Genomic DNA, 25,646 nt, shown 5'->3' with positions numbered 1-25,646 from the left:
CGCCGCAGTGCCTGAACTACTCGGCCGCGGGAGCCTCGGCAGCGCCTTCGGCCGGAGCCTCAGCTGCCTGCTCCTCGAGCACGGGCTCGAGCGAGAGCTTGCCGCGATCATCGGTCTTCGTGATCTTCACGAGGATCTTCTGACCGACCGAGAGCACGTCGTCCACGCTCTCGATGCGCTTCCCACCGGCGAGCTTGCGCACCTCGGAGATGTGCAGCAGGCCGTCCTTGCCCGGGAGCAGCGAGATGAACGCGCCGAACGCCGCGTTCTTCACGACCGTACCGAGGTACTGCTCGCCGACCTCGGGGTTCTGCGGGTTCGCGATGGCGTTGACCTGCGCGCGCGCAGCCTCAGCAGCGGGGCCGTCGGTCGCGCCGATGTAGACAGTGCCGTCGTCATCGATCGAGATGTCGGCGCCGGTCTGATCCTGGATCCCGTTGATCGTCTTGCCCTTCGGGCCGATCAGTTCGCCGATCTTGTCGACGGGAATGTTCACCGTGATCACGCGAGGCGCGGTCGGCGCCATCTCGTCAGGCACGTCGATCGCCTGGTTCAGCACGCCGAGGATCGTGAGGCGAGCCTCATGAGCCTGCGTCAGCGCGCCCTTCAGCACGGAGGCCGGGAGGCCGTCGAGCTTGGTGTCGAGCTGAATAGCGGTGATGAACTCGGAGGTACCGGCGACCTTGAAGTCCATATCGCCGAGCGCATCCTCAGCGCCCAGGATGTCGGTGAGCGCCGCGTACCGCGTCTCGCCGTCGACCTCGTCGGAGACGAGGCCCATCGCGATGCCCGCAACGGGCGCGCGCAGCGGCACACCGGCATTCAGCAGCGACAGGGTCGATGCGCAGACCGAACCCATCGACGTCGAACCGTTCGAGCTCAGCGCCTCTGAGACCTGGCGAATCGCGTAGGGGAACTCCTCGCGGCTCGGCAGCACCGGCACGAGGGCGCGCTCGGCGAGGAAGCCGTGCCCGATCTCGCGACGCTTCGGCGAACCGACACGCCCGGTCTCGCCGGTCGAATACGGCGGGAAGTTGTAGTGGTGCATGTAGCGCTTGCTCGTCACCGGCGACAGTGAGTCGATCTGCTGCTCCATCTTGAGCATGTTCAGCGTGGTGACACCCATGATCTGGGTCTCGCCGCGCTGGAAGATCGCGGAGCCGTGCACGCGCGGGATGACCTGGACCTCGGCGTCGAGCGCACGGATGTCGCTCGTTCCGCGGCCGTCCATGCGGACGCCCTCGGTGAGCACGCGGCTGCGCACGATGTCCTTCGTGACCGACTTGTACGCGGCGGAGACCTGCGCGTCGGCCGAGTCGGGAAGGGTCCCGGCCTCGACCTGAGCGGCGATGCCCTCCTTCACGCGCGCCTTCAGCGCGTCGTCTGCAGCCTGACGCTCCTGCTTGTCAGCGATCTGGTAGATCGGCGCGAGTTCGGTGCGTGCGAGTGCGTCGACCGCCGCGAGCACCTCGTCGGTGTAGGGCAGGAAGACCGGGTAATCGGCGATCTCCTTTGCCGACTGCGCTGCGAGCTCGGACTGCGCCTTGCAGAGCTGTGCGATGAACGGCTTCGCGGCATCGAGACCTTCGGCGACGACTGCCTCGTTCGGCTTCTTCGCACCGCTGCGGATGAGCTCCCAGCTGTGCTCGGTGGCCTCAGCCTCGACCATCATGATCGCGACGTCATCGTTTCCGTTCGAGTCGGTGACCACGCGACCGGCGACGACGAGATCGAAGACCGCATCCTTCAACTGCTCGGCAGTCGGGAACGCCACCCACTGGTCGCCGATGAGCGCGAGACGCACGCCCGCGATGGGACCGGAGAACGGGAGACCCGAGATCTGAGTCGACGCAGAAGCGGCGTTGATCGCGAGGGCGTCGTAGAACTCGCCCGGCGCGATCGAGAGGACGGTGATGACGACCTGGACCTCGTTGCGCAGACCGCTCACGAAGGAGGGGCGCAGGGGGCGGTCGATGAGACGGCAGACGAGGATCGCTTCCGTCGACGGACGGCCTTCGCGACGGAAGAACGAGCCGGGGATCTTGCCCGCGGCGTACGAGCGCTCTTCGACGTCGATGGTCAGCGGGAAGAAGTCGAAGTGATCCTTCGGCTGCTTCGACGCGCTGGTCGCCGAGAGGAGCATCGTCTCCTCGTCGAGGTACGCGGCGACCGCGCCCTGGGCCTGCTGCGCGAGCCGGCCTGTTTCGAATCGGATGGTGCGCTTGCCGAATGTGCCGTTGTCGAGCACAGCTTCGGCGAACTTGATTTCAGGACCCTCCACGGGTTCTCCTTACTCACGAGAGCACGCGACGGACAGTCCGGATCGCGCCGGCGATTGCTGCGGTCGATCGCGGATGCTGATGTTCAGTAGACGACCACCCTGCGCACCGCTCCGCGCGGAACCAGAGGGATCCACCACCGAAGACCAGCCCGCCAATCGGCGTGCTCGGTTCTTCGTTTGATACGGGCAGACGCCCGCCCTTCCAGAGTAGCACCGAGGGCCTGACATCGCTCGGGATTTCCCAGCCTGCGCCATTCGCTCCGATGAGCTGTCCGACAGATTACCGGAGCGGACGAAAACTCAATATTCTGGTGCGAGTAGATCCGCGCCGACGCCGACACTCGACCTGCGAGCCCGCGTTGCGCTCCCGAAAGGTCCGTCCATGCACACCCCCGTCAAACGCGTCAGCGCGACCGAAGCCGCATTCCGCGCGATCCGGGATCTGATCGAGAACGATGCGGTTGTCGCAGGAGATCGACTGCCCGGAGAACTGACTCTCGCGAAGCAGTTCGGCGTCAGTCGATCCGTGGTGCGCGAGGCCCTCCACGCGTGCTCGACGCTGGGCCTGACCGAGACCCGCAGCGGAAGCGGCACTTACGTGGTCTCGAAAACGCCCTCAGGCGTGTCGGAGTTCGGCGGATTCGACCCCGACCATCTGATGGAGGCGCGCATTCACGTGGAGGTGCCGACGGCAGGGCACGCGGCGCAGCGGCGCACGGAAGATGAGCTCGAGGCGATGCGGCGACTGCTCAGTCGAATGCTCGAGACCACCGTGCTGCACGAATGGGTGCGCCTGGATCGCGACTTCCACACGCTCGTCGCCGAAGCGAGCCACAATTCCGTGCTGCTCAGCATCACCGCGTCGATGCGGCGCTCCCTCGATCTCCAATCCGAGTTTCTGAACATCACGCAGGCTCGCCAACTCGATTCCGACGTGGAGCACGCTGCAATCTTCGCGGCCATCGAAGCGGGCGATCGTACTGCCGCCGAGCAGGCCGCGCTGCAGCACATCGACGCCGTCGCCTCTGCGATCAGTGCTGGCCGGTAATCGCGCTGAGGATACTGCCCGTTGCCGCCGCAGCGCACGAAGCGTGACACACGACGTACGAGGCCCCCTCCGCTGAGATCGCGGAGGGGGCCTCGTACGTCGGCGTTTAGAGGGCGTCGATGTCGATCGTGTGCATGTGCTCGGCACCGATCGCCCCGCGCAGCGCACCGATCAGGGTCTCTTCGACGGGCGCATCGACGGAGAGCACCGACAGCGCGGTGCCCCGCTTCTCGTCGCGCGCGATCTGGAGACCGGCGATGTTCACGCCGGCCTCGCCGAGCACTCCGCCGTAGGTCGCGACGATGCCGGGACGGTCGACGTAGCTGAAGACGATGAGGTGCTCCGGGATCGGCAGCTCGACCTCATAGCCGTTGATCTCGACGATCTTCTCGACCTGCTTCGGACCCGTCAGAGTGCCCGAAACCGAGATGGGCGTGCCATCGGTGAGCGCGCCGCGGATCGTGATCACGTTGCGGTAGCTCTCCGAGAGCGAGTCGACGGTGAACCGCACGTCGATGTTGCGCTGCTCGGCGAGCAACGGTGCGTTGACGTACGACACCGGCTCGCTGACCACCTTCGAGAACAATCCCTTCAGACCGGCGAGTCGCAGCGCCTGCACGTTGTGGTCGGCGAGCTCGCCGTGCACCTCGATGTCCACCGACGCGATCGCGCCGTCCGCGAGACCTGCGAACACCTGACCGAGCTTCTCGGTGAGCGGAAGCCCGGGACGCACGTACTCGTCGATGGCGCCGCCGGCCACGTTGACCGCATCGGGCACGAGGTCGCCGGCGAGTGCGAGGCGCACCGACTTCGCCACCGAGACGCCCGCCTTCTCCTGCGCCTCGTCGGTCGATGCGCCGAGGTGCGGAGTCACGTTCACATTCGGAAGTCCGGTCAGACGGGTATCGGCCGGAGGCTCCTGCACGAACACGTCGAGCGCCGCTCCGGCGATCTCGCCCGCGGCGAGCGCCTCTGCCAGCGCGTCCTCGTCAATCAGACCGCCGCGAGCGACGTTGACGACGTAGGCCGTCTGCTTCATCGCACGCAGCTGCTCCGCCCCAATCATGCCGAGCGTCTCGGGGGTGCGCGGCATGTGGATCGTCAGGAAATCGGCGCGGCTGACGAGGTCATCGAGCGAGACGAGCTGCACGCCCAGCTGCTGCGCGCGTGCTGCAGTGATGTAGGGATCGTAGGCGATGAGCTCGACCCCGAAGCCGCGCAGTCGATCAGCGATGAGCGCGCCGATGCGACCGAGTCCGATGATGCCGACGGTCTTCTCGAAGAGCTCGATTCCCGTGAAGGAGGAGCGCTTCCAATCTCCCGCAGACAGCGAGGCGTGAGCGCGCGGCAGATGGCGAGCGAGCCCCAGAATATGCGCCACCGTCAGCTCGGCCGCGCTGATGATGTTTGAAGTCGGAGCGTTGACGACCATGACGCCGGCCTGAGTCGCCGCCTTGATGTCAACGTTGTCGAGACCGACGCCCGCACGGGCGACGACCTTCAGCTTCGGCGCCCAACCGAGCGCCTCCGCATCGATCTGCGTGGCAGAGCGGACGAGCACCGCGTCTGCGGAGCCGAGCGCCGAGCGCAGCGCATCACGGTCGGTACCGTCGACGTGCACCACCTCGAAGTCGGGGCCGAGAGCGGCGATAGTTGCGGGCGAAAGTTGTTCGGCGATCAGCACGACCGGCGCAGACATCAAGCAGATCCTTCGGGTTGAAAACGAGGACAATACGCGCAGCGCACGCAGGGCACCAGTCTAGCCCCGCAGGGATCGGCCGCCTTCGGCTACGCGAAATATGACGACTCGGGGATGACGTGCATGAGGTCGATCTGCCACGCTGCGACCAGGGCGACGCCTGCGGCGAGCAGCAGGATCCTGATGCCTGGCGACCGACGTCGCCCGAGCAGAAGCGCAAGCACGAAGACCACCGCCGGCATCACCAACCCGATGATGAGCCAGAAGCGACCCGACCCGGTGACTTCGGTGCCCAGCGCCGAGCTCATCCCCATGACCCCGACGAGGTTGCCGATACCCGCAACGATCGCGTAGAGGTAGAGCAGCCCGAGCAGCAGGCCGGCCGCCCACGCAGAGATGAGTTTCAGCACGCCTTACGCCCCTCTCTCGATGAGCATGGGCAGCGGTACAAGCACGACGGCCCCCACGACGAGCAGGATCGCCAGCAACTTCGTGCGGCCACCGCGCCCGAAGGCGACGGCCGTGAAGAACCAGAGCGGTGGCGCGAGGGGGGCCGCCCAGAAGACGATCTGCTGCAGCACCCCGCCGATGACGCCGCTCCCGGCAGCGGTGAGCGAGTTGTTCTCGGAGTAGGCCTGCGCCACGATGAACCAGCCCCAGGTGTAGAGCAGGTACAGCCCGCCGAAGACGCCGAGCACCACGAGAGCGCCGTTCGAGATCTGCGGACGCTCATCGGGATACGTTTCGCTCGCGTCCGTGCTGGGTGCCGCCTCGGCGCCGGTAGCGCCGGCGCCGGTTCCATTCGCCAGGTGCGGGGCTGCTCCGATTCGCTCTTCGGCCGGTGCTGCGCTGGTCTCTCGCACCCCTGCCTCCGCCTGCTCCCCTGCGACGGTCCATCCGCTCGCGAGCGAGCTCTCCCGAGGTTCCCGCGACGCGCGGCCCGGCTTCTGCTTCATCCCTCAAGAGTATCGCTCGGCGACTTCATGTCTCCCGGGAACGGCGTCGCGCGAGACTCGAAGCGGTCCACCGAGCGCCCGCACGACGCTGAGGCCGCACTTCTACACTGGAGAGATGCCCCATCGCTTCGATCTCGCCGCCATCGGCTCCGGGCTCGTCGTCGCGAACGAGGCCGACGCGATCGCAGCGGCTCTGGCCGGCGGCATCGCGGTCGTGACGGCTCCCCCGGGAACGGGGAAGACGACGTACGTACCCCCGCTCCTCGCGAACCTGCTGAGCACGGCAGCTTCAGACGGACGCGCCCCCTCGCAGCCGGGCGGCCGGGCGCCCACGGTATTGCTCACGCAACCGCGACGGGTCGCCGTGCGCGCGGCAGCGGCCCGGATCGCCCACCTCGACGGCTCCCCGCTCGGACGCGCGATCGGGTTCACCGTTCGCGGTGAACGCGTGCTCGATCCCGCACACCGCATCGAGGCGCTCACTCCCGGGGTGTTGCTGCGTCGCCTGCTCCGGGATCCGGACCTCCCCGGTGTCGGCGCGGTCATCCTCGACGAGGTGCATGAGCGCTCACTCGACGGCGACCTGCTGCTGGGCATGCTGGCCGAGGTCCGCGCGCTTCGCGACGATCTCATCGTGGTCGCGATGTCGGCGACGCTCGACGCACGACGCGTCGCCGATCTGCTCGGCTCCGACGATGCTCCGGCTCCGATCGTGGCCGTACCCTCGGCGCTCCACCCGCTGCGTGTCGACTACGCCCCGTTCGACCGTCCGCGGCTCGACGATCGAGGGGTCAGCCGGGAGTTCCTCGCGCATCTCGCGGGAGTCGCGGCCGAAGCGCAGCGCTCAGAGGGGTGCGATGCACTCGTCTTCGTTCCCGGCGCCCGCGAGGTCGATGAGCTTGTCACTCTGCTGCGCGGGCGAGTGCCGGAGAACGGGGCTTCAGCCGTCGACGTGCTGCCGCTGCACGGTCGGTTGGACGCTCGGGCGCAGGATAGCGCGGTGCGCGGGCGGGCACCGGGTGATCCGCCCCGCATCGTCGTGAGCACCTCGCTCGCCGAGAGTTCGCTCACCGTTCCTGGGGTGCGCCTCGTGGTCGATGCCGGTCTCTCGCGAGAGGTCCGACGGGATCAAGCGCGGAGTATGACGGGGCTCGTCACGGTGAGCGCTTCCCGCTCGAGCGTCGTGCAGCGCGCCGGGCGTGCAGCGCGTCTCGGCCCCGGTCGCGCGGTGCGCGCTTACTCTGAGGCCGACTTTGCGCGCATGCCGACCGATGCCGCTCCCGAGATCGCCGCGGCCGACCTCACGGACGCCGCACTCGTGCTCGCCGCCTGGGGCACGCCTCGCGGCGAGGGACTGGCTGTACCGACGCGCCCACCCGCGGCGGCGATGCGCGAAGCGGAGCACGTACTGCGCACGCTTGAGCTCGTCAACGACACGGGCAGCATCACGACATTCGGAGCGCGCGTCGCTCAACTCCCGATCGGCGCCCGCGAAGCGCGAGCTCTGCTCTCCGGGAGCACCGCGCTCGAAGACCGTACTCGAGTCGCGGAGATCGTCGCTGCCATGTCGGGAGACCACCGCGATGCGGGGGCCGACCTCACACGGGTGCTGAGCGAACTCCGTGCCGGCCGCTCCCCGGGCGCGTCGACGTGGCGCCGAGAGTCTCAGCGGCTGCGCAGGATCGTCGATGCTGAGTCCGAGACGGCGTCCGAGGCAGCAGCCGACACCCATGCGCCCGCCACCATCGCGACCGTGACTGCGACAGTGCCGCAGCATTCCAGCGGCGGCGCCTCGCCGGGGACCGTTGTGGCGCTCGCCCGGCCCGAGTGGATCGCACGGCGAGTCGCCACCGGTTCCCGAGCGTACGTGCTGGCGAGCGGCACGCGCGCGGCACTGCCCGAGGGGAGCCCCCTCCTCGGCTCGGAGTGGATCGCCGTGCGCGAGGTGCAGCGCGCCGGCGGTCGCGCTGCCGACGGCACCGGCGCGGTGATCCGCCTCGCTGCTCCCCTCACGGATGCCGACGCACGTCACTACGGCGCATCCCTGCTCGCCGAGCAGCGGTCGGCGCAGATCGTGGACGGCCGCGTCCAGGTGCGGCAGGAGCGGCGCCTCGGCGCGATCCTGCTCGCTTCGACTCCCGTCGCCGCAAGACCGGCCGACACCGCGCCTGCGATCGCGCGTCTCGTGCGCGACGACGGGCTCGGAGCGCTGACCTGGTCGGACGCGGCGACGGCGCTGCGCGGACGGATGGCGCTGGTGCATGCGCAGCTCGGGGCGCCCTGGCCCGCCATGCACGACGCCGCGCTGCTCGCCGCGATCGACGACTGGCTCGGCCCGGATCTCGCGCGACTCTCAGGTCGCGCGGGCCTGCGTTCCCTCGACCTCGCCGCCGCACTGCGGCGCCTGTTGCTATGGCCCGAAGCCGCCCGCCTCGACGAGCTCGCCCCCGAGCGACTCGCTGTGCCCTCCGGCGGCAGTGCGCGCATTGCATACCCCGATGTCAACAATGAAGAGGGTCGGCCGGTCGTCGCGGTGAAACTCCAAGAGCTATTCGGTCTTGCCGTCACGCCCCGTCTCGTCGACGGGCGGGTTCCCGTGCTCTTCCACCTGCTCTCCCCCGCCCGCAAGCCGCTCGCGGTGACCGATGATCTCGAGTCGTTCTGGAACGGGCCCTACCAGCAGGTGCGCAAGGAGATGCGCGGGCGGTATCCGAAGCACCCGTGGCCGGAGGATCCGTGGACCGCGCCCGCGACGGCACGAACGAAGCGTGCTTCCGCCCGCCCCTGAACCGCACCCTCGCACGTTGGGTTCGGCGCCGGGCCGGTCGCCACACAGCAGAACGCCCGCCGGGAGGAATCCCCCGACGGGCGTTCAGAACTGCGTCAGATCAGCGAGCTGCCGATCCGTCGACGTAGTCCGAATCCTGCTGCTGCCATGCGAACAGCTTGCGGAGTTCGCCGCCGGTCTTCTCGATCGGGTGCGACTCCTCCTTCTTGCGCAGCTCCTGGAACTCGGGGCCGCCCTTGTCCTGGTCCTCGATGAAGCGCTTCGCGAAGGCACCCGACTGGATGTCGGCGAGCACCTCCTGCATGTGCTCCTTGACCTCCGGGCCGATGACGCGCGGGCCCGAGACGTAATCGCCGAATTCGGCCGTGTCGGAGATCGACCAGCGCTGCTTCGCGATGCCGCCCTCCCACATGAGGTCGACGATGAGCTTCAGTTCGTGAAGCACCTCGAAGTACGCGATTTCAGGCTGGTACCCGGCCTCGGTCAGCACCTCGAAGCCGTACTGCACGAGGTGGCTCGTGCCGCCGCAGAGCACCGACTGCTCGCCGAAGAGGTCCGTTTCGGTCTCTTCCGTGAAAGTCGTCTTGATGACGCCGGCGCGGGTGCCGCCGATGGCCTTCGCGTACGACTTCGCGGTTTCCCAGGCGGTGCCCGACGCGTCAACCTCGACGGCGATGATGTCGGGAATGCCGCGGCCGGCCTCGAATTCGCGGCGCACCGTGTGGCCCGGCGCCTTCGGAGCGACAAGGATGACGTCGACGCCTGCGGGGGCCTCGATGTAGCCGAAGCGGATGTTGAAGCCGTGCGCGAACGCGAGCGTCTTGCCCTCGGTGAGCTGATCCTTGATGGATTCGTTGAAGATGGTGCGCTGGTGCTGATCGGGCGCCAGGATCATGATGACGTCGGCCCACGCAGCCGCGTCGGCAACGTTCTTGACGACGAACCCGGCCTCTTCAGCCTTCTGAATCGACTTCGAGCCCTCCTTGAGGGCGATGACGACCTCGACACCCGAGTCGCGCAGGTTCATCGCGTGGGCGTGGCCCTGCGAGCCGTAGCCGACGACGGCTACCTTCTTGCCCTGGATGATCGACAGATCGGCGTCGGCGTCGTAGTACATCTCTGCCACTTGGGACTCTCCTTAGTTGTGGTGGTTCGTTACAGGTGCTGCAGCGGACTGCATGATCCGCTAGTTCTTGAAGACGCGCTCGGAGATCGACTTCGATCCGCGGCCCATCGCGATGAGGCCCGATTGCGCAATCTCCTTGATGCCGTAGGGTTCGAGCACCTTCAGGAAGGCGTCGATCTTGCCCCGGTCTCCGGTCACCTCGATGGTGAGGGCATCGGGCACGACATCGACGACGCGCGCGCGGAACAGCGTCACCGCTTCGAGCACATGGGATCGCGATTGGTTGTCGGCGCGCACCTTGATGAGCACGTGTTCGCGCTGCACCGACGTCGCGCTCTCCAGTTCGACGATCTTGATCACGTTGACGAGCTTGTTGAGCTGTTTGGTGACCTGTTCCAGCAGCACCTCATCCTGGTCCACGACCACCGTGATGCGTGACAGACCGCGCATCTCAGTCGGTCCGACCGCGAGCGATTCGATATTGAAGCTGCGTCGGGCGAACAGCCCGGCGACGCGAGTCAAAAGACCCGGCTTGTCCTCGACGAGGAGGCTCAGCACGTGACGGCTCATGATTACTCCTCCTCCCACTCGGGGCTGTGTTCGAGTGCATATTGAATGTCGCTGTTCGAAGTGCCCTGTCGCACCATCGGCCAGACCATCGCGTCAGCGCTCACGACGAAATCGATGAGCACCGGTCGATCATTGGTGTCGAGGGCGAGCTGGATCGCCTCATCGATCTGATCCTCGCGTTCGACGCGGATCGACAGGCAGCCGTAGGCCTCGCCGAGCTTGACGAAGTCGGGTACGCGCTGCGACCCGTGGCCCGTGTTCAGCTCGGTGTTCGAGTAGCGCCCGTTGTAGATCAGCGTCTGCCACTGACGCACCATGCCGAGCGAGGAGTTGTTGATGACCGCGACCTTGATCGGGATGTTGTTCACGACACACGTCGCGAGCTCCTGATTGGTCATCTGGAAGCAGCCGTCACCGTCGATCGCCCACACGACGCGTTCGGGTTCGGCGACTTTGGCACCCATCGCGGCGGGCACTGCGTAGCCCATCGTGCCCGCGCCACCCGAATTGAGCCAGGCGCCGGGGCGCTCGTACTTGATGAACTGCGCCGCCCACATCTGGTGCTGCCCGACGCCCGCGGCGTACACGCCCTCGGGGCCGGTGAGTTCACCGATGCGCTGGATCACCTGCTGCGGGGAGAGCAAGCCGTCGCTCGTCGGGTGGTGCCCGAGCGGGAACTTCTGCTGCAGGCCGCGCAGACGGTCCCACCAGGAGCTGATATTGGCGCACTCGCGGCTGACCTGAGCGGTCGACATCGCGGCGATGAGATCCGCGATCACTTCGGCGGCGTCGCCCACGATCGGAACGTCCGCTGCGCGGATCTTGCCGATCTCGGCGGGGTCGATGTCGGCGTGAATGACCTTCGCGTTCGGCGCGAAGAGCGCTGCCTTGCCCGTGACGCGGTCGTCGAAGCGCGCACCGAGCGTGATGAGCAGGTCGGCCTCCTGTAGCGCGAGCACAGCCGGCACCGTGCCGTGCATGCCCGGCATCCCGAGATGCTGCGTGTGCGAGTCGGGGAAGGCCCCGCGAGCGGTCAGCGTCGTGACCACCGGAGCGCCCACGAGCTCGACGAGTTGCAGCAGCTCCTCTGAGGCTCCAGCGCGCACGACTCCGCCGCCGACGTAGAACACCGGCCGCTTCGCGTCGGCGATGAGATCGGCTGCGGCCTGGATCTGCTTGCTGTTTGCCTTCGTGATGGGACGGTAGCCGGCGAGTTCTGCGCGCTGACCCCAGACGAAGTCGAATTCGCCCTCCTGCGCATCTTTCGTGATGTCGACGAGCACCGGGCCGGGCCGGCCCGTCGACGCGAGGTAGTAGGCCGCCGCGATCGCCTCTGGCACGTCTTCAGCACGCTTCACCAGGAAGGAGTGCTTTGTGATCGGCATGGTGATGCCCACGATGTCGGCCTCTTGGAACGCGTCGGTTCCCATGAGATGGGAGTAAACCTGGCCGGTGATCGCGAGCAGTGGCACCGAGTCCATGTAGGCATCGGCGATAGCGGTCACGAGGTTCGTCGCTCCCGGACCCGACGTGGCGATGCAGACGCCGACAGTGTTGCTCGCGGTGGCGAAGCCCTCGGCGGCGTGGCCTCCGCCCTGCTCATGACGCACCAGGATGTGGCGGAGTTTCTCCGCATCCATCAGGGCGTCGTACAAGGGCAGGACGGCTCCGCCGGGGAGTCCGAAGACATCAGAGACGCCCAGCGCTTCCAGACTACGGACGACGGCCTGCGCGCCGGTCATCCGCTCGCCGCGCTGTGCAGCTTGGGGTGATGGGAGTGCACTCGATTCCGAGTTCATGTCCAGCTTTCGTGATCGGAGGTGATATCGCGGAACGCGGCCGAGGCCGGCCTACGGCGTGCGTGACTGGCTCGTCTCCCGGATCAACCGGTGACGGCGCCGTGAGACGCCGACTGGACGAGCTTCGCGTACTTCGCCAGCACACCGCGCGTGTACCGCGGGGGAAGCGGGGCCCAGCTTTCTCGTCGGGCCTCGAGCTCGGAGGGATCTACCAGCAGATCGAGCGTTCGTGCGGCGATATCGACCCGAATCAGGTCTCCGTCGCGGACCAGGGCGACCGGACCGCCGTCCGTCGCTTCTGGTGCAATATGGCCGATGCACAGGCCGGTTGTGCCGCCTGAGAATCGTCCGTCCGTCAATAGTAGTACATCTTTACCGAGGCCCGCGCCCTTGATGGCTGCGGTGATGGCGAGCATCTCCCGCATGCCGGGGCCGCCCTTCGGTCCTTCGTATCGAATGACCACGATGTCGCCCTTGCCGATGCGCCCCTCGGTGAGCGCGTCCATCGCGGCGCGTTCGCGGTCGAAGACGCGCGCGGGCCCTTCGAAGAGCTCCGCATCGAAGCCGGCCGTCTTCACGACGGCGCCCTCGGGGGCGAGGGAGCCGTGGAGGATGGACAGGCCGCCGGTCGCGTGGATGGGGTCATCGAGGTGATGGATGACCGTGCCATCGACGGGATCCGGGTTCAGCTCGGCGAGGTTCTCGGCCATCGTCTTGCCCGTGACGGTGAGCGCGTCACCGTGGAGCAGGCCCGCGTCGAGCAGCGCCTTCAGCACAACTGGAACGCCGCCGTGACGATCGATGTCGGCCATGACGAACTTGCCGAAGGGCTTCATATCTGCGAGGTGAGGCACGCGGGAGCCGATGCGATCGAAATCCTCGAGAGTGAGGTCGACCTCGGCCTCGCGGGCGATCGCGAGGAGGTGGAGCACCGCGTTCGTCGATCCTCCGTAGGCCATGAGCAGCGTGATGGCGTTCTCGAACGCATGCTTGGTGAGAATGTCGCGTGCGGTGATGCCGAGACGCAGCATGTTGACCACGGCCTCGCCCGAGCGGTGCGCGAAGTAGTCGCGGCGACGGTCGGCACTGGGAGGTGCAGCAGAACCGGGCAGGCTCATGCCGAGCGCTTCAGCGATCGAGGCCATGGTGTTCGCGGTGTACATGCCGCCGCAGGCGCCTTCTCCGGGCGCGATCGCGCATTCGATGCGCTTGAGGTCCTCTTCGCTCATCGTGCCGGCCTTGCACGCGCCGACCGCTTCGAAGGCGTCGATGATCGTGACTTCCTTCTCCGTGCCGTCAGTGAGCTTCACCCACCCGGGCGCAATCGATCCGGCGTAGAGGAAGACCGAAGCGAGATCGAGCCGGGCCGCCGCCATGAGCATGCCGGGCAGCGACTTGTCGCACCCGGCGAGCAGCACCGAACCATCGAGCCGCTCCGCCATCATGACGGTCTCGACGGAGTCGGCGATGACTTCACGCGAAACGAGCGAGAAGTGCATCCCCTCGTGCCCCATCGAAATGCCGTCCGAGACCGAAATCGTGCCGAACTGCAGCGGGTAGCCTCCGCCTGAGTGCACGCCTTCCTTGGCGCCCTGGGCGAGGCGGTCGAGACTCAGATTGCAGGGAGTGATCTCGTTCCACGAGCTCGCGATACCGATCTGGGGCTTGTCCCAGTCTGCATCGCCCATTCCCACCGCACGGAGCATGCCCCGTGCCGCGGCCTTTTCGATTCCATCGGTGACGTCGCGGCTGCGCGGCTTCATATCAATCTCTGCCATAACGCCATTCTAGGGCCTGGCGCATACGCGCAGCGGCTCGGGCGCAGTGCTCCGTCAGGAGAAAACGCCGGCGGGGCCGGAGGAGCGACTCCCCCGACCCCGCCATGCGGTGCGCTCGTTACTTGCCCGTCAGCGGCAGCAGCGTGAACGGCAGGGCGAAACCCAAGATCGTTGCAGCGAGGCCAGCGGAGAACGTCCACACCTCGGCCGCACCGAGCTCGGGGTTCACTCCGTAGCTCATGAGAACGAATCCGCCGAACGCCAGCACGATCGAGACGACGAACACGATCGCCGTCACCGCACTCACGGCGCCCTGCGAGCTCTCCTCGAACAGTGCGCCCGTCTCCTGCTTCGCCATACCGGCTTCTCCTTCATCACTCGGCGGACCATCTGCGCCCGCTCACTCCCACCCCGCACGCGCGAAGGCTGTTGCAGCCAGGGTACCGCAACCCCCTCCCCGGCGTTCACCCTGCCGCTAGGCTGAAACCGTCACCATCACCGAACAGAGGGAGGCACCGTGTCCATCGGTAAATACGTCACCAACCCCGGAGTGATCGGCGCTGCGTTCGGCGCCGTGACCACCGCGCGCCGAACCGGATCCATGCGCAAGGACTGGCGCCGCTATCTCGTGTGGGGAGCATGGGTCGCGGGCCTCGCCCTGGCGATCGCCACGGTCTCGATGCAGGAGCAGGACGCGGAGGAAGAGGTCGGGCGCAAGCACCGCTGAGCTCTCCGTTGCGCGAGCAGAGACGACGCGCGCGGGATCCCTTCGCCGATTTGAACGGCCCGTCGCGGTCATGCTAGAGTTTCATCCGTTGCTCAGCGAGGGAGAACCTCATCGCAGCGATATGCGCCTTTAGCTCAGTTGGTAGAGCAGCTGACTCTTAATCAGCGGGTCCACGGTTCGAGCCCGTGAGGGCGCACGGTTTCGAGAAGCCCGGTATCTGATACCGGGCTTTTCGCGTATTTGCACGGCAGTTGCCGCTCACGGAAGGTGTGTCAATGACCCGATCGCTCCCTTCACCCGATCTCGCGTTCGCCCTCGAACTCGCCGACCTCGCCGACGAAATCTCGCTTCCGCGCTTCCGTGCCGCTGATCTCACTGTGGACACGAAGCTCGATCGCACGTTCGTGACCGACGCTGACACCGCGGTCGAGCGGGAACTCAGGCACCGTATTGCCTCAGTTCGCCCGGGAGACGGCTTCTTCGGCGAGGAATCGGGCCGCGAGGATCGGGGCACCCGGCGGTGGATCATCGACCCGATCGATGGCACGTCGAACTTTCTCCGCGGCGTTCCGAACTGGGCGACGCTCATCGCACTCGAGGTTGAGGGCCGCCCGTCCGTCGGTGTGGTCTCAGCTCCCGCGTTCGGGGCGCGATGGTGGGCAGAGACCGGTTCCGGGGCGTGGGGGCAGCAGCAGGGTGAGGATCCTCGTCGGTTGCACGTCTCCGCCGTCTCCGAGCTCGAGCACGCCTCTCTCAGTTTTCAGAGCATCGAGCAGTGGGACCTCGCGGGGTACCTGCAGCCGCTCATCGCGCTGAGCCGCGCCGTATGGCGGGATCGCGCGTATGGCGACATGTGGTCGTACATGCTGCTCGCCGAGGGGCTCGTCGACGTGGTCGCCGAGTTCGATGTGAAGCCCTATGACCTTGCGGCGCTCGTGCCGATCGTTCGGGAGGCCGGCGGTCGGTTCACCGACATCGATGGCGCGGAGAGCGCGTGGAACGGCAGCTCGCTCGCGACGAACGGGCGCGTGCACGACGCGGTGCGCGAAGTGATCGACCGCGCACGTGCCGAGGAGGCAGCGTGAGTGACGTACTCGAGCACCGGCAGCGCCGGACGCTCGCACCCGCTCCCCGCACTGTCGCCCTGGCAGTGGTCGCCGACGCCGCACTCGTGACGCTATTCGCCGGCATCGGCCGGAGCAGCCACGATCGCACGACGTCCGTCTCGGGGCTGCTGGAGACGGCCTGGCCCTTCATCGCCGGATTGGGCATCGCATGGCTCGCCATCCGGGCGTTCCGCCGCCCGCTGTCGATCATGCGCTCCGGGCTTCCGCTCTGGATCGGTGCTGTGGCGATCGGCATGCTGCTGCGCGCCGCGACCGGTGCGGGCACGGCTGTGTCGTTCGTCGTGGTCACGGCAGTGACGCTCGGAGTGTTCCTCATCGGATGGCGCGCGATCGCGGTACTCGTGATCCGCTTGCGCTCGCGCTGAGCAAAAACGCCGCCGGCCCCGCCCGAGTGCATCGGGCGGGGCCAGCGGCGTATGGGTGCGCTGTTACGCGGCGAGGGTGCCGAGCACCTGCGCTGCGCGGTTCGAGAAGCCCCACTCGTTGTCGTACCAGGCGGTCACCTTCACGTGCTTGCCGTCGACGTACGTGAGCTCCGAGTCGAAGATCGAGCTGTGCGGGTTCTCGACGATGTCGGAGGAGACGAGCGGCTCTTCCGAGTACTCGAGCACGCCCGCCAGCGGACCGTCGGCGGCCGCGCGGTAGGCCGCGAGCACCTCATCACGCGTCACCTCGCGCGAGACCACCGCGGTGAGTTCGACGATCGAGCCGACGGGCACGGGTACGCGAAGCGACCCGCCGACGAGCTTGCCGTCGAGCTGCGGGAGCACCAGGCCGATCGCGGTCGCGGCACCGGTCGAGGTCGGCACGATGTTGAGCGCGGCAGCACGGGCGCGACGCAGATCCGAGTGCGGGGCATCCTGCAGTCGCTGGTCGGCCGTGTAGGCGTGCACCGTCATCATGGTGCCCCACTCGATGCCGGCGAGATCGTCGAGCACCTTCGCGAGCGGCGCGAGCGCGTTCGTGGTGCACGAGGCATTCGACACGATCTGATGCTGCTCGGGGTCGTAGAGGTCGTCATTGACGCCGACGACGAGCGTCAGGTCCGCGCCCTTGGCTGGAGCGCTCACGAGCACGCGCTTCGCTCCGGCCTCGATGTGCTTCCGCGCATCCTCTGCCTTGGTGAAGAAGCCGGTCGATTCGAGCACCACGTCGACGCCCAGCTCTGCCCAGGGCAGCTTCGCGGGGTCGCGCTCACCGAGAATCTCGATACGCCGATCGCCGACGACGAGCGTCGTTCCGTCGACCGATACGGGCTGATCCAGCTTGCCGTACAGGGAATCTCGGGAGAGCAGGTGCGCCAGAGTGGGCGCGTCGGTGAGGTCATTGATCGCGACGACTTCGAGGTCGTTCTGCTGCTGCAGCAGGGCGCGCAATACGCCCCGCCCGATTCGGCCGAATCCGTTGATGGCTACCCGACGGGTCATGGGCTCTTCGATCTCCTTCGCAATGGTGTGCATGATTGACTCACTCCAGACTGGTACGTCCCGCACGCACACACCAGTGGCCGCATTGCCATCATTCGAACACAAACTGCCATGTTCGGACATCTCCGGAACTTCGACTCCGAACCCACTACGACGACTGAGAAAACGTGCGCCGATAGGCGGTCGGGGCCGTTCCGAGCACCTGGCGGAAATGCCGGCGCAGATTGGTGGCAGAACCCAGACCGACCGCCGCCGAGATCGTGTCGATGCCGAGGTCGGTCTCCTCGAGCAGTTCGCGCGCCCGGTCGACTCGAGCGCGCATCACCCACTGCATCGGCGTGTACCCGGTCTCGTCGAGGAAGCGTCGCGAGAAGGTGCGCTCAGACACCCGGGCGTGCTCTGCCAGGCGCGCGATCGTCAGCGATTCGCCGAGGTGTCGCAGTGCCCATTCCCTGGTCTGAGTGAATCGCTCGCCGATCGACTCCGGCACGCTGTGCGGAAGATACTGCGCTTGCCCACCGCTGCGGTAGGGAGCTGCGACGAGGCGCCGAGCCGCGTGATTGGCGACCGCCATTCCCGACTCGCGACGCAGTAGGTGCAAACAGAGGTCGATCCCTGATGCGGCGCCGGCGGAGGTCAGTACCGACCCCTCATCGACGAACAGCACTCGATCGTCGACGCGCACCTCCGGGAACTGCTCCGCGAGCCTCCTCGCGTAATGCCAGTGTGTGGTCGCACGCCTACCGTCGAGCAGCCCCGTAGCGGCCAGCGCGAATGCCCCGGTCGAGATCGCCGCGAGAATCGCGCCGCGTTCATGCGCTCCTCCGAGCGCTGCGGTGAGGGCCGCAGGGGGCGGCTCGCGGTCGGGAAACCGGTAACCGGGCACGAAGATGAGATCAGCGGCATCGAGCGCTTCCAGCCCGTGCTCGACGTGGTACGACAACCCGTCTCCGCCGGCGATCAACCCGGGCCTGACCCCGCAGACAGCGACCGAGAATGGCATGCTTGCGCGATGCGTGAACACCTGGGCGGGAATGCCGACGTCCATCGGCTTCGCACCTTCGAGCACGACGACCGCGACCCGCTTCATGGCTTCCAGCCTACCCGCGCCCAGAGGGGAGATGACCCAGAGCAGACGCCGCCTCGGGCGTCCCGTATCAGCGGGGAATCAGCCGTCGGCTTGGTACTGAGCCCAGGCCTCGGGAAACGCCTCGCAGACCTCTGCAAAGAAGGTCATGCTCGTGCCGATGGCGCACAGCAGATGCTGCGTGAGTTGTTCGTCAGTGACCCCCGGCGAATAGTCGACGGTGTGCTCGGCGTTGAGCCGAATGGAACCGTCATCGTCACGCCCGACAAACGTCCTCGGCCAGAGCCGATCGGCATTCCACAGATTGCAGAGTTCGAGCGCGCGGAGATACTCCGGCTCACCGAGCCGCCCGCGCCAGTAGCCTCGCACGCAGAGAATCGCATCGACCTCTTCGTCGACGAGAAAGAGGAACGAACCGGACTCCCAGCCTCCGCGGATGTCGCCCTCATCATCGATGCTGTACGACCACCCCGCTGCATCGAACACGGCTGTGACACGGTTCTTCGACAGCGGCGCGAGCTTGGCGCCGTCACCGGTGACTGCGGCGGCGCCTTCACTGAAGAGCCCCATGCGATCGCCCCTTTCAGTCGTTCGTCCAGATTAGCCCCCGCGCGCGACTCCGCGCAGCACAACCTCCGGTCCGAGCCTGCGTCACCGCTTGAGGCGGCTGTTCGCTCGCCGGTGAACCGCAGATGACACGCCGCTGCTAGCATCGGAGGCGACCCACCGAACTCTGGAGCCGCATCGTGACCACCATCCGCACTCGGCGCACCGCGCAGGGCGCCGCGGTGCGCACGGCCCTCGAATCCATGGCCGGTTTCATCTCGGCGCAGGAGCTCCATCGACGACTGGCCGACGACGGCTCGAAGATCGGCATCGCCACGGTGTACCGCCAGCTCAACACACTGGTGGAGAACCAGGAAGCAGATGCGATCTCGACACCCGAGGGGCAGCTGTATCGAGCGTGCGAGGATCCGCAGACCCATCACCACCACATGGTGTGCACGAGCTGCGGAACGACCATCGAGATCGACCCCCCTGACGAGGCATGGTTCACCTCGGTGGCGCGCGCGCACGATTTCGAGATCCACTCCCACACGCTCGAGGTATTCGGCGTCTGCGCGGCATGTCGCGCTGCGGCGTCACCCCGCTGAGCCGCACACGGCTCCCGGGTGCACGATCACCTGCGCCAGGCGCGCGCCTCGCCGACACACGAGCAACGGTCAGCAGCGCCCCGCGTTCGCACTCCTATACTGAGAACGATTATCGGCCCTCGCGTTCCGCCTGACCTCGGTCACATCGCGCGACGGCAGGTCGGGACGGAGGCAGTATGGCGGCGGTGGCGAACCGCTCGCGCACGTTCGCGCTCGCCGGCATCGCCGCTCTGACGCTCGTCGCCGCCATCTCGCTTCGGGCCATCACCGATCGCGCCGGCGACGCGCTCGCCCTCCCGGCCGCGCTCGCCGATTTCGTGGCGCTCTCGTTGAGCGTCTTCATCGAATCGCTCCCGTTCGTCTTCCTGGGCATTCTGCTCTCCACCGTGGTGCAGGTCTGGGTGCCGCAGTCGATCATCGACCGCGTGCTGCCGCGACGCCCGGCGCTGCGTCGCGCAGTACTCTCGGTCACCGGGGTACTTCTGCCGGTGTGCGAATGCGGCAACGTCCCGCTTGCGCGCGGGCTCATGATGCGCGGCTTCACCGTATCGGAGGCCGCGACCTTCCTCCTCGCCGCCCCGGTGCTGAACCCGGTCACCATTATCACCACCTACCACGCCTTCGGGTGGAGCGATGGGATCCTCGCAGCCCGCATCGTCGGTGGTTTCGTCATCGCGAATCTCGCGGGGTGGCTTCTCAGCCGATCCGCCGACCAATCCGCCCTGCTCACCGACGGTTTCCGCGCCCACTGCGAGCACCAGCACGACCGCCACCCCGACAGCCGCATGCAGCGCAGCCTGGTCGGCATCGCGGAGGAGACCAGCGCGCTGATGCCCGCGCTGATCATCGGGTCCGCATTGGCCGGTGCCATCCAGGTCGGCGCTCCGCGAGACTTGCTCGTCGCGCTCGGGTCTCATCCGCTCTGGTCGGTGCTCGCGCTGATGCTGCTCGCGTTCATCATCGCGATCTGCTCAAGCGTCGATGCGTTCTTCATCCTCTCGCTCAGCGCCACCTTCCTCCCGGGGAGCATCGTCGCCTTCCTGCTCTTCGGAGCGATGATGGACGTCAAGATGCTCGCCCTCCTGCGCACCACCTTCACCGCACGAGCGCTGGCACTGCTGACCGGCCTCGTGGCGCTCTGCTGCCTCGTCATCGGATGGGGGTTGAATCTTGTGGCGTGAACAATTCGACCGGTACTGGCGCGGGCTCCTGCTCAGTGGAATCGGGATCGCGGCCATCGCCTGGCTCGCGGCCACCGGCCGGCTCGGCTGGTACGTGCACCCAAGGTACTTCTGGTTCACGGTGACGCTCTGCGCGATCGCGGCGGTCGCGCTGTGCGCGGCCGTCCCCGCGCTCCGCCGGACCCCTCGCGAGTCGGCCGCCATCGACGCTGTCCACGACGCCGACGTCGACCACCATCACTCACCCGGCCCAGAGCCCGCTCGCCCAGCCCGAGCCGCGCTCATGCGCGTGCTCCCCGTGATCGGCGGCGTCCTCCTTATCGCGTCGACCGCTGCAGCTCTGCTCGTCGCTCCCCCGACCACGCTCTCGGTCGCGACCGCCCAACAGCGGCAGGTGAACACCGGCGGCGGGCCGGCAGGTGACGCTGCAGCCGCCGGAGAGGACGCGGATCACGACGCGCGCGATTGGGCGCTGCTGCTGCGCCAGGGCGGTGGAGCGCTGGTCGAAGCGCGCACCGCCGAATTCATCGGCTTCGTGCTTCCCGGTGCTGATGGATCGAGCGACATCTTCTTCGCGGCGCGGTTCGTCGTCTCGTGCTGCGCGGTCGACGCGCAGCCGCTCGGCGTGCCCGTACTCTCCCCTGATTGGCAGGCCGATCATTCCGAAGGCTCGTGGGTGGCGGTCGAGGGTGTCTTCGTCGCGAACCCGGATGTGACGAGCGACCAGCCCGTCGTGCTGCGCCCCTTCACCATCACTCCGATCGATGAACCGAATGATCCCTATGTCTACTGAGCGCGACGCTCGACGGCGCACACTGATGCCGCGCATCGCCGTCTTCGCGATCCTCGGCTTGCTCGCTGCCGGACTGGCCGGCGCGAACCTCGTGCAGCCGCCGCGTCTCTCGACGGTCGACGCGAACAGCTCTCTCCTCATCTCGCGCACCGACCAGCGGGTTCAGCTGCACCTCAGTCAACCGATCGATCCCGTTGCTCCTGCCTCCGTGACGGTCACACCGTCGACGCCCATCGATGTGGCGTCAGACGGCAGCGCCCTCACCATCCGCTTCCTCGAGATGCTCGACACCGGCACCGAGTACCGCATCGAAGCGCGGGTCAGGGGTGCCGCGACGGGTAGTGACGGCACCGTATCTGCGGTCGTGCGCACGCCAGACCCGGTGACGTACACGTTGAGCCGATCGGAGGAGGGCGACCGGCTTCTCGGGCATCGACTGCAGCAACCTGGCGCAACGCATACCGCGTTCTCCGCACCGCACATTCAGGAGTATGCGAGCACCGCCGCCGGGCTCGCCGTCATCACGCGTGACGACACCGGGCACGCCGCACTCGCCATCCATTCGGAATCGACACGGGGCGACTCGGGTCGCGGTTTTGCCGCCACCGACCCCTTCAGAGTCATGTCGTCAGGGCACCTCGGCCAGCTCCGGAGCGAGGCGAACAGTGGAGTAATCGGCGTCGTCGCATCCGGCGTCGGCGACGACAGCACCGAATACGATCGCACCCTGCTCGTGATCGATCCCGCGACGGTCATCGTGTCTACCGTCGTCGCGCCCGACGGATCTGCGATGCCCGTGCGTGACTGGCGTTTCATACCGGGAACGACGTCGCTCGTGTATCAAAGCCCCGATGGCCGGTTGTTTGGCTGGGAGGCGGCGCCCGATCCCCGATCCTTCGATCTCGGCGTCTCAGGTGATCTGCTCGGCTTTATCCCCGGCACCACGAAGCTCGCGCTCGGCGATGAATCCGGCGCCTCGCTCATCGATCTCTCGGGGGTGGTCACGGGAACCCTCGATGCCACACCGCCCCGCACTCCCGTCGCGGCTCCCGCGGATGTAGACCCGCGAGCGCTGATCGCACTGTCACCCGATGCATCGCTCGCCCGCGTGGCGCCGCCTGAATCCGAACTGCTGCCGGTTTCCGCGGCGGTCGACAGCCGCTCCACCGGTTCAGCGCTCGGCGACGGTTCTCTGGTCGTCAACGGGAGTGTCGTCGTGCACGAGAGCGGCGTCACGCGCACGATCTTCACCCCGGCTGCCGAGACCACGCGCGTCGGGCGTGTCTGCCTCTCCCCCAATGCCGAGTACGCGGCGATCGAGACGATCTCGTCAGAGGGCGAGCCCGATGGTATACCGGTGACCCGGGGCTTCACCCAGACGACGACGAACTACGTGCGCATCGACACGGGCGAAACCACGCGCTCCGCCATCGGCGGGCTCAGCGATTGGTGCGGCTGAGCCCGCCGCGTTCAGGCGCGGGGACAGCGCGCGTGCCTCAGCCCTGGCGGCCCTTGTACCGCGGATTCAGCTTGTTGATCACGTAGACGCGGCCGCGTCGTCGCACCACCTGCGCCCCAGGTTGCCGCTTGAACGATTTCAACGATGCTCGAACCTTCATACCTACTCCTTCGAATCAGCTTATTGATAAGGATTATCACTATAGTTGAACTCGGACACGCGACGTGTCATGAGGAGAGGAAGCCATGGACCCCATCGAGATCACGGCAATCCTCGGCGCGTGCGCACCGGAACGCCGTGCATTCGCCGAGCAGCACTCGCACCGGACCGGAGGTGCGCTGCTCCCCGCGGCTCGACTCTCGGGCAGTGCTGAACCGCTGCTCGAGGTGATTGCGCTCGCCCCGTGGTTCGGGCCCGCCGCGGCCCTCCCTGTCGAGCTCCCGGCAGATGTGCGCGCCACCGACGCGATCGGCCTCTTCGACGCCGACTCGGAGCGACTCCGCCTGTCGCATCTCATCTGCGTCGTCGACGCCGCCCATCTGCTCACCGACGTGATGCGCGACGACTACATCGCACAGCGGGGCGGCTCGCTCTTCGTGGCACGCGCAGAGCTGCTCGTCACTCAGATGGAGTACGCCTCGCAGATCGTTTTCGTGAACTGGGAATCGATGGCGACCGCGCACCTGTCGGCACTCATGGCGCTCGCGCACCACCTTGCTCCCGAGGCGCGGCTCAGACTGCACCAGAACGGGTACGGCCAGGCCGCGGCGCCCGCGACGTTTTCGAGGTTCCAGGATCGCGCAGGCTGGATCGCGGTGCTGAACGAGGAGTTCGATCCGTACATGACGGACCCCCGGGTCACCGCCTTCCGCTACACCCACGAGCGACCGCTGCACCCCGGTCGACTCCAAACGGTACTCGACCACCGCATCGAACCCGGCGAATTCGGCTTCGTGGTGCGCTCCGCCGGATTCTGCCGGCTCGCAAGCCGGGCGCGCACCGTCGCAGGTTGGAATCACGTCGGGCGAGTGATCTCGCTCGAGCCGATCGGCGGCGAGGTCAGCGCAGCAGGCGAGCTCCTCGCAATCGGTCAAGACCTCGCGTTCATCGGGGTCGATCTCGACACCGCGGGGCTCACTGCAGCACTCGACGCGGCCGCACTGACCGACGCCGAATTTGCGGCGGGGCCGGGAACCTGGCAGCAGTTCTCCGACCCCTTCCCCGAATGGCTGACGGCCGACGAGTTACCGGGATAGCCTCACTCGCGCGGGCGGGGCCGACGCAGAATCAGGAACACCGCGGCGCCTACGGCGAGGAGCGCGAAGCCCCCGACCCCCACTCCGATCCAGAGCCCGTTCACCGGGCTCGCCGTCTCCTGCGCCCGGCTCTGCTCTGCTGCGGCCTCGCCATCCGCGCCATCGGCACCCGGCTCGGCTCCCGCACTCGGCGCGGCGGCGTCACCGCAAAGCGGCGTCTCGGACCCTAAACCCGCTTGAATATCGCTCGCAGGCTCGTAGCTGAACGAGTAATTCTCGGCGATGGGGTGCCCGTCGGAAGACACGACTCGCCACTGCACCTCGTACTCGCCCGCGCCCCCCAGCTCGAGGGGCGCAGACACGACGGGGCCGGCCAGCGTGGGGCACCCTGTTTCGTAGTAGCGCCCGTCTGGGCCGATCACCCGAACCAGATTGCTGTTCTCGAGTCCGAGCGGCGCGTTGTTGAACTGCAGCGTAATCTCGTCGAGCGAATCGACCGTCGTTCCGTCGAGCGGATCGGCGCTCACGAGCTGGTCATGGGCCGATGCTGCCGTGGCTGCCAGCGGAAGCGCGGCGAGCGCCACGAGGGCGCCCGCCGCCCCGAGTGCGAGCCGTCGAGAGAGCGTCACGCCGACGCCTTCCGCGTGCGCGACAGAGCCACCGCTCCGAGCAGCACGCCACCGGCAGCGATGACGAGCGCCGCAATGCTCAGGCCGAGGGTTACGCCGCTCGTCGCACCATCGGCTTCGGGAGCCGCTGCAGCTTCGCCATGTGCAGCGTCGTGATCGCCGCCCGCCCCGTGGTGGTCGTCTGCGGGCGGCGCATCGTTGACCCACAGCACGGGCGCGGGATCAAGAGTGTCATCCTCCTCGATCTGCTCGGGTGTCGCGGCCCATTCGACGACGGAGCCGTCGCTGTAGGTCTGCGTGACGGGAATCGCAATGCTTCCGGTATCGGCGACGGGGCCGACCGAGAGAGTGAACATCTGCACCTGCCCCGGAGCGATGCCGTCTCCCTCGGCCGTGTACACGATCTCCGTCGGAGCTTCGCTCACCGTATTGCCGAGCACATCGACCGGATCGGGCAGGGCCTCTTCGGTGACCTCCGCAGCCCAACCGTCGACGGGCTGGTAGGAGACGTGCGTGAACGGGGTGTCCTTCGGAAGGTGGAACTCGAGCTTCGTGGTGCTCGCGGTATCCGATTCCGTCGGTGCCCGGAACGTGAGGTAGGACCAACCGCCGGCGTCAACCTGATCGGGGGTGACCGTGACGTGCGCGGAGGCGGCGAGCGGGGCGCCGATCGCGAGAACGGCGCCTGCGCCGATGCCGATGGCGAGGCGGGTGAACTTCTGGGTACGGGTGTACTGCATGGGATGATCTCCGTGTGACTG

25 protein-coding genes and 1 tRNA gene are annotated in these 25,646 nt (G+C 67.3%); 11 read left to right on the top strand and 15 right to left on the bottom strand.

Features of this window, described 5'->3' with window-relative positions:
* Positions 1-16: 16 nt before the first annotated feature.
* A complete protein-coding gene (locus AB0O71_RS02640) occupies positions 17-2,281 on the bottom strand; it encodes a polyribonucleotide nucleotidyltransferase (RefSeq protein WP_363741569.1) in 2,265 nt (754 codons plus the stop codon).
* A gap of 382 nt (positions 2,282-2,663) precedes the next feature.
* Here AB0O71_RS02640 and AB0O71_RS02635 point away from each other — a divergent pair, with 382 nt between their 5' ends.
* A complete protein-coding gene (locus tag AB0O71_RS02635; RefSeq protein WP_363741566.1) occupies positions 2,664-3,329 on the top strand; it encodes a FadR/GntR family transcriptional regulator in 666 nt (221 codons plus the stop codon).
* A 106-nt stretch (positions 3,330-3,435) separates the two neighbouring features.
* Here AB0O71_RS02635 and serA read toward each other — a convergent pair whose 3' ends face one another.
* The 3 genes from serA to AB0O71_RS02620 all read right to left on the bottom strand — a co-directional run bounded on the left by serA (position 3,436) and on the right by AB0O71_RS02620 (position 5,984).
* Positions 3,436-5,028 carry a phosphoglycerate dehydrogenase gene (gene serA / locus AB0O71_RS02630; RefSeq protein ID WP_363741563.1) on the bottom strand — a complete coding sequence of 531 codons (1,593 nt, stop codon included), beginning with the start codon at positions 5,026-5,028 and terminating at the stop codon, positions 3,436-3,438.
* 89 nt (positions 5,029-5,117) lie between these two features.
* On the bottom strand, positions 5,118-5,438 hold the full coding sequence (locus AB0O71_RS02625; RefSeq protein ID WP_363741560.1) for a hypothetical protein: 321 nt from the start codon (positions 5,436-5,438) through the stop codon (positions 5,118-5,120).
* A gap of 3 nt (positions 5,439-5,441) precedes the next feature.
* Entirely contained in the window at positions 5,442-5,984 is a 543-nt protein-coding gene (locus tag AB0O71_RS02620) for a hypothetical protein (protein ID WP_363741558.1), read from the bottom strand.
* Between the two features lie 115 nt (positions 5,985-6,099).
* On the opposite strand from AB0O71_RS02620, the gene hrpB reads away from it, so the two are divergent.
* Entirely contained in the window at positions 6,100-8,772 is a 2,673-nt protein-coding gene (gene hrpB / locus AB0O71_RS02615) for an ATP-dependent helicase HrpB (protein ID WP_363741552.1), read from the top strand.
* Positions 8,773-8,872: 100 nt separating this feature from the next.
* Here the strand turns inward: hrpB and ilvC are convergent, their stop codons facing one another.
* The 5 genes from ilvC to AB0O71_RS02590 form a co-directional block, all read right to left on the bottom strand.
* Positions 8,873-9,898, bottom strand: a complete 1,026-nt coding sequence (gene ilvC / locus AB0O71_RS02610; protein WP_363741550.1) for a ketol-acid reductoisomerase — start codon at positions 9,896-9,898, stop codon at positions 8,873-8,875.
* Positions 9,899-9,958: 60 nt separating this feature from the next.
* Positions 9,959-10,468: an acetolactate synthase small subunit gene (gene ilvN / locus AB0O71_RS02605; RefSeq protein WP_363741548.1), complete on the bottom strand. Its 510-nt coding sequence runs from the start codon at positions 10,466-10,468 to the stop codon at positions 9,959-9,961.
* A 2-nt stretch (positions 10,469-10,470) separates the two neighbouring features.
* The gene (locus AB0O71_RS02600; protein WP_363741545.1) at positions 10,471-12,210 is read right to left on the bottom strand and encodes an acetolactate synthase large subunit; all 1,740 of its coding nucleotides are present in this window, start codon (positions 12,208-12,210) and stop codon (positions 10,471-10,473) included.
* A gap of 140 nt (positions 12,211-12,350) precedes the next feature.
* Positions 12,351-14,045: a dihydroxy-acid dehydratase gene (ilvD, locus tag AB0O71_RS02595; RefSeq protein ID WP_363741542.1), complete on the bottom strand. Its 1,695-nt coding sequence runs from the start codon at positions 14,043-14,045 to the stop codon at positions 12,351-12,353.
* A gap of 118 nt (positions 14,046-14,163) precedes the next feature.
* Complete coding sequence (locus AB0O71_RS02590; RefSeq protein ID WP_363741539.1) at positions 14,164-14,403, bottom strand: hypothetical protein; 240 nt, start codon at positions 14,401-14,403, stop codon at positions 14,164-14,166.
* 159 nt (positions 14,404-14,562) lie between these two features.
* On the opposite strand from AB0O71_RS02590, the gene AB0O71_RS02585 reads away from it, so the two are divergent.
* The 4 genes from AB0O71_RS02585 to AB0O71_RS02570 all read left to right on the top strand — a co-directional run bounded on the left by AB0O71_RS02585 (position 14,563) and on the right by AB0O71_RS02570 (position 16,264).
* Entirely contained in the window at positions 14,563-14,772 is a 210-nt protein-coding gene (locus AB0O71_RS02585) for a hypothetical protein (protein WP_363741537.1), read from the top strand.
* A gap of 123 nt (positions 14,773-14,895) precedes the next feature.
* A tRNA-Lys gene (locus AB0O71_RS02580) sits at positions 14,896-14,968 on the top strand.
* A 79-nt stretch (positions 14,969-15,047) separates the two neighbouring features.
* Positions 15,048-15,857 (top strand): inositol monophosphatase family protein, encoded by an 810-nt coding sequence (locus AB0O71_RS02575; RefSeq protein ID WP_363741534.1) that lies wholly within the window; start codon positions 15,048-15,050, stop codon positions 15,855-15,857.
* Positions 15,854-16,264: a DUF3054 domain-containing protein gene (locus tag AB0O71_RS02570; RefSeq protein WP_363741531.1), complete on the top strand. Its 411-nt coding sequence runs from the start codon at positions 15,854-15,856 to the stop codon at positions 16,262-16,264. Before AB0O71_RS02575 ends, AB0O71_RS02570 begins: the two co-directional genes overlap by 4 nt.
* Positions 16,265-16,327: 63 nt before the next feature.
* Here AB0O71_RS02570 and gap read toward each other — a convergent pair whose 3' ends face one another.
* From gap to AB0O71_RS02555, 3 genes are all read right to left on the bottom strand, one after another.
* The gene (gap, locus tag AB0O71_RS02565; RefSeq protein ID WP_363741529.1) at positions 16,328-17,326 is read right to left on the bottom strand and encodes a type I glyceraldehyde-3-phosphate dehydrogenase; all 999 of its coding nucleotides are present in this window, start codon (positions 17,324-17,326) and stop codon (positions 16,328-16,330) included.
* Positions 17,327-17,474: 148 nt separating this feature from the next.
* The gene (locus tag AB0O71_RS02560) at positions 17,475-18,416 is read right to left on the bottom strand and encodes a helix-turn-helix domain-containing protein (protein ID WP_363741526.1); all 942 of its coding nucleotides are present in this window, start codon (positions 18,414-18,416) and stop codon (positions 17,475-17,477) included.
* Between the two features lie 78 nt (positions 18,417-18,494).
* The gene (locus tag AB0O71_RS02555; protein ID WP_363741524.1) at positions 18,495-18,983 is read right to left on the bottom strand and encodes a YbjN domain-containing protein; all 489 of its coding nucleotides are present in this window, start codon (positions 18,981-18,983) and stop codon (positions 18,495-18,497) included.
* A gap of 176 nt (positions 18,984-19,159) precedes the next feature.
* On the opposite strand from AB0O71_RS02555, the gene AB0O71_RS02550 reads away from it, so the two are divergent.
* The 4 genes from AB0O71_RS02550 (at position 19,160) to AB0O71_RS02535 (ending at position 23,000) form a co-directional block, all read left to right on the top strand.
* Entirely contained in the window at positions 19,160-19,567 is a 408-nt protein-coding gene (locus AB0O71_RS02550; protein WP_363741522.1) for a transcriptional repressor, read from the top strand.
* Between the two features lie 176 nt (positions 19,568-19,743).
* Positions 19,744-20,748, top strand: a complete 1,005-nt coding sequence (locus tag AB0O71_RS02545) for a permease (RefSeq protein WP_363741520.1) — start codon at positions 19,744-19,746, stop codon at positions 20,746-20,748.
* The gene (locus AB0O71_RS02540; RefSeq protein WP_363741518.1) at positions 20,738-21,541 is read left to right on the top strand and encodes a TIGR03943 family protein; all 804 of its coding nucleotides are present in this window, start codon (positions 20,738-20,740) and stop codon (positions 21,539-21,541) included. The genes AB0O71_RS02545 and AB0O71_RS02540 overlap by 11 nt, the downstream gene beginning before the upstream one ends.
* Positions 21,531-23,000: a hypothetical protein gene (locus AB0O71_RS02535; protein ID WP_363741516.1), complete on the top strand. Its 1,470-nt coding sequence runs from the start codon at positions 21,531-21,533 to the stop codon at positions 22,998-23,000. The genes AB0O71_RS02540 and AB0O71_RS02535 overlap by 11 nt, the downstream gene beginning before the upstream one ends.
* 37 nt (positions 23,001-23,037) lie before the next feature.
* Here AB0O71_RS02535 and ykgO read toward each other — a convergent pair whose 3' ends face one another.
* Entirely contained in the window at positions 23,038-23,160 is a 123-nt protein-coding gene (ykgO, locus tag AB0O71_RS02530; RefSeq protein ID WP_363741514.1) for a type B 50S ribosomal protein L36, read from the bottom strand.
* A gap of 85 nt (positions 23,161-23,245) precedes the next feature.
* On the opposite strand from ykgO, the gene AB0O71_RS02525 reads away from it, so the two are divergent.
* The gene (locus AB0O71_RS02525; RefSeq protein ID WP_363741512.1) at positions 23,246-24,256 is read left to right on the top strand and encodes a GTP-binding protein; all 1,011 of its coding nucleotides are present in this window, start codon (positions 23,246-23,248) and stop codon (positions 24,254-24,256) included.
* Between the two features lie 2 nt (positions 24,257-24,258).
* On the opposite strand, the gene AB0O71_RS02520 is transcribed toward AB0O71_RS02525, so the two are convergent.
* Both AB0O71_RS02520 and AB0O71_RS02515 read right to left on the bottom strand, forming a co-directional pair.
* A complete protein-coding gene (locus AB0O71_RS02520) occupies positions 24,259-24,885 on the bottom strand; it encodes a copper resistance CopC family protein (protein WP_363741510.1) in 627 nt (208 codons plus the stop codon).
* Positions 24,882-25,625, bottom strand: coding sequence for a YcnI family protein (locus AB0O71_RS02515; RefSeq protein ID WP_363741508.1), 744 nt, complete (start codon positions 25,623-25,625; stop codon positions 24,882-24,884). Before AB0O71_RS02515 ends, AB0O71_RS02520 begins: the two co-directional genes overlap by 4 nt.
* Positions 25,626-25,646 lie beyond the last annotated feature (21 nt).

Origin of the sequence: Leucobacter sp. NPDC077196 (assembly GCF_040687075.1) — a bacterium.
Classification (GTDB): Bacteria; Actinomycetota; Actinomycetes; order Actinomycetales; family Microbacteriaceae; genus Leucobacter.
The sequence above is the reverse complement of the archived record's forward strand: the minus strand, read 5'-3'. Positions and strand labels throughout refer to the sequence as shown.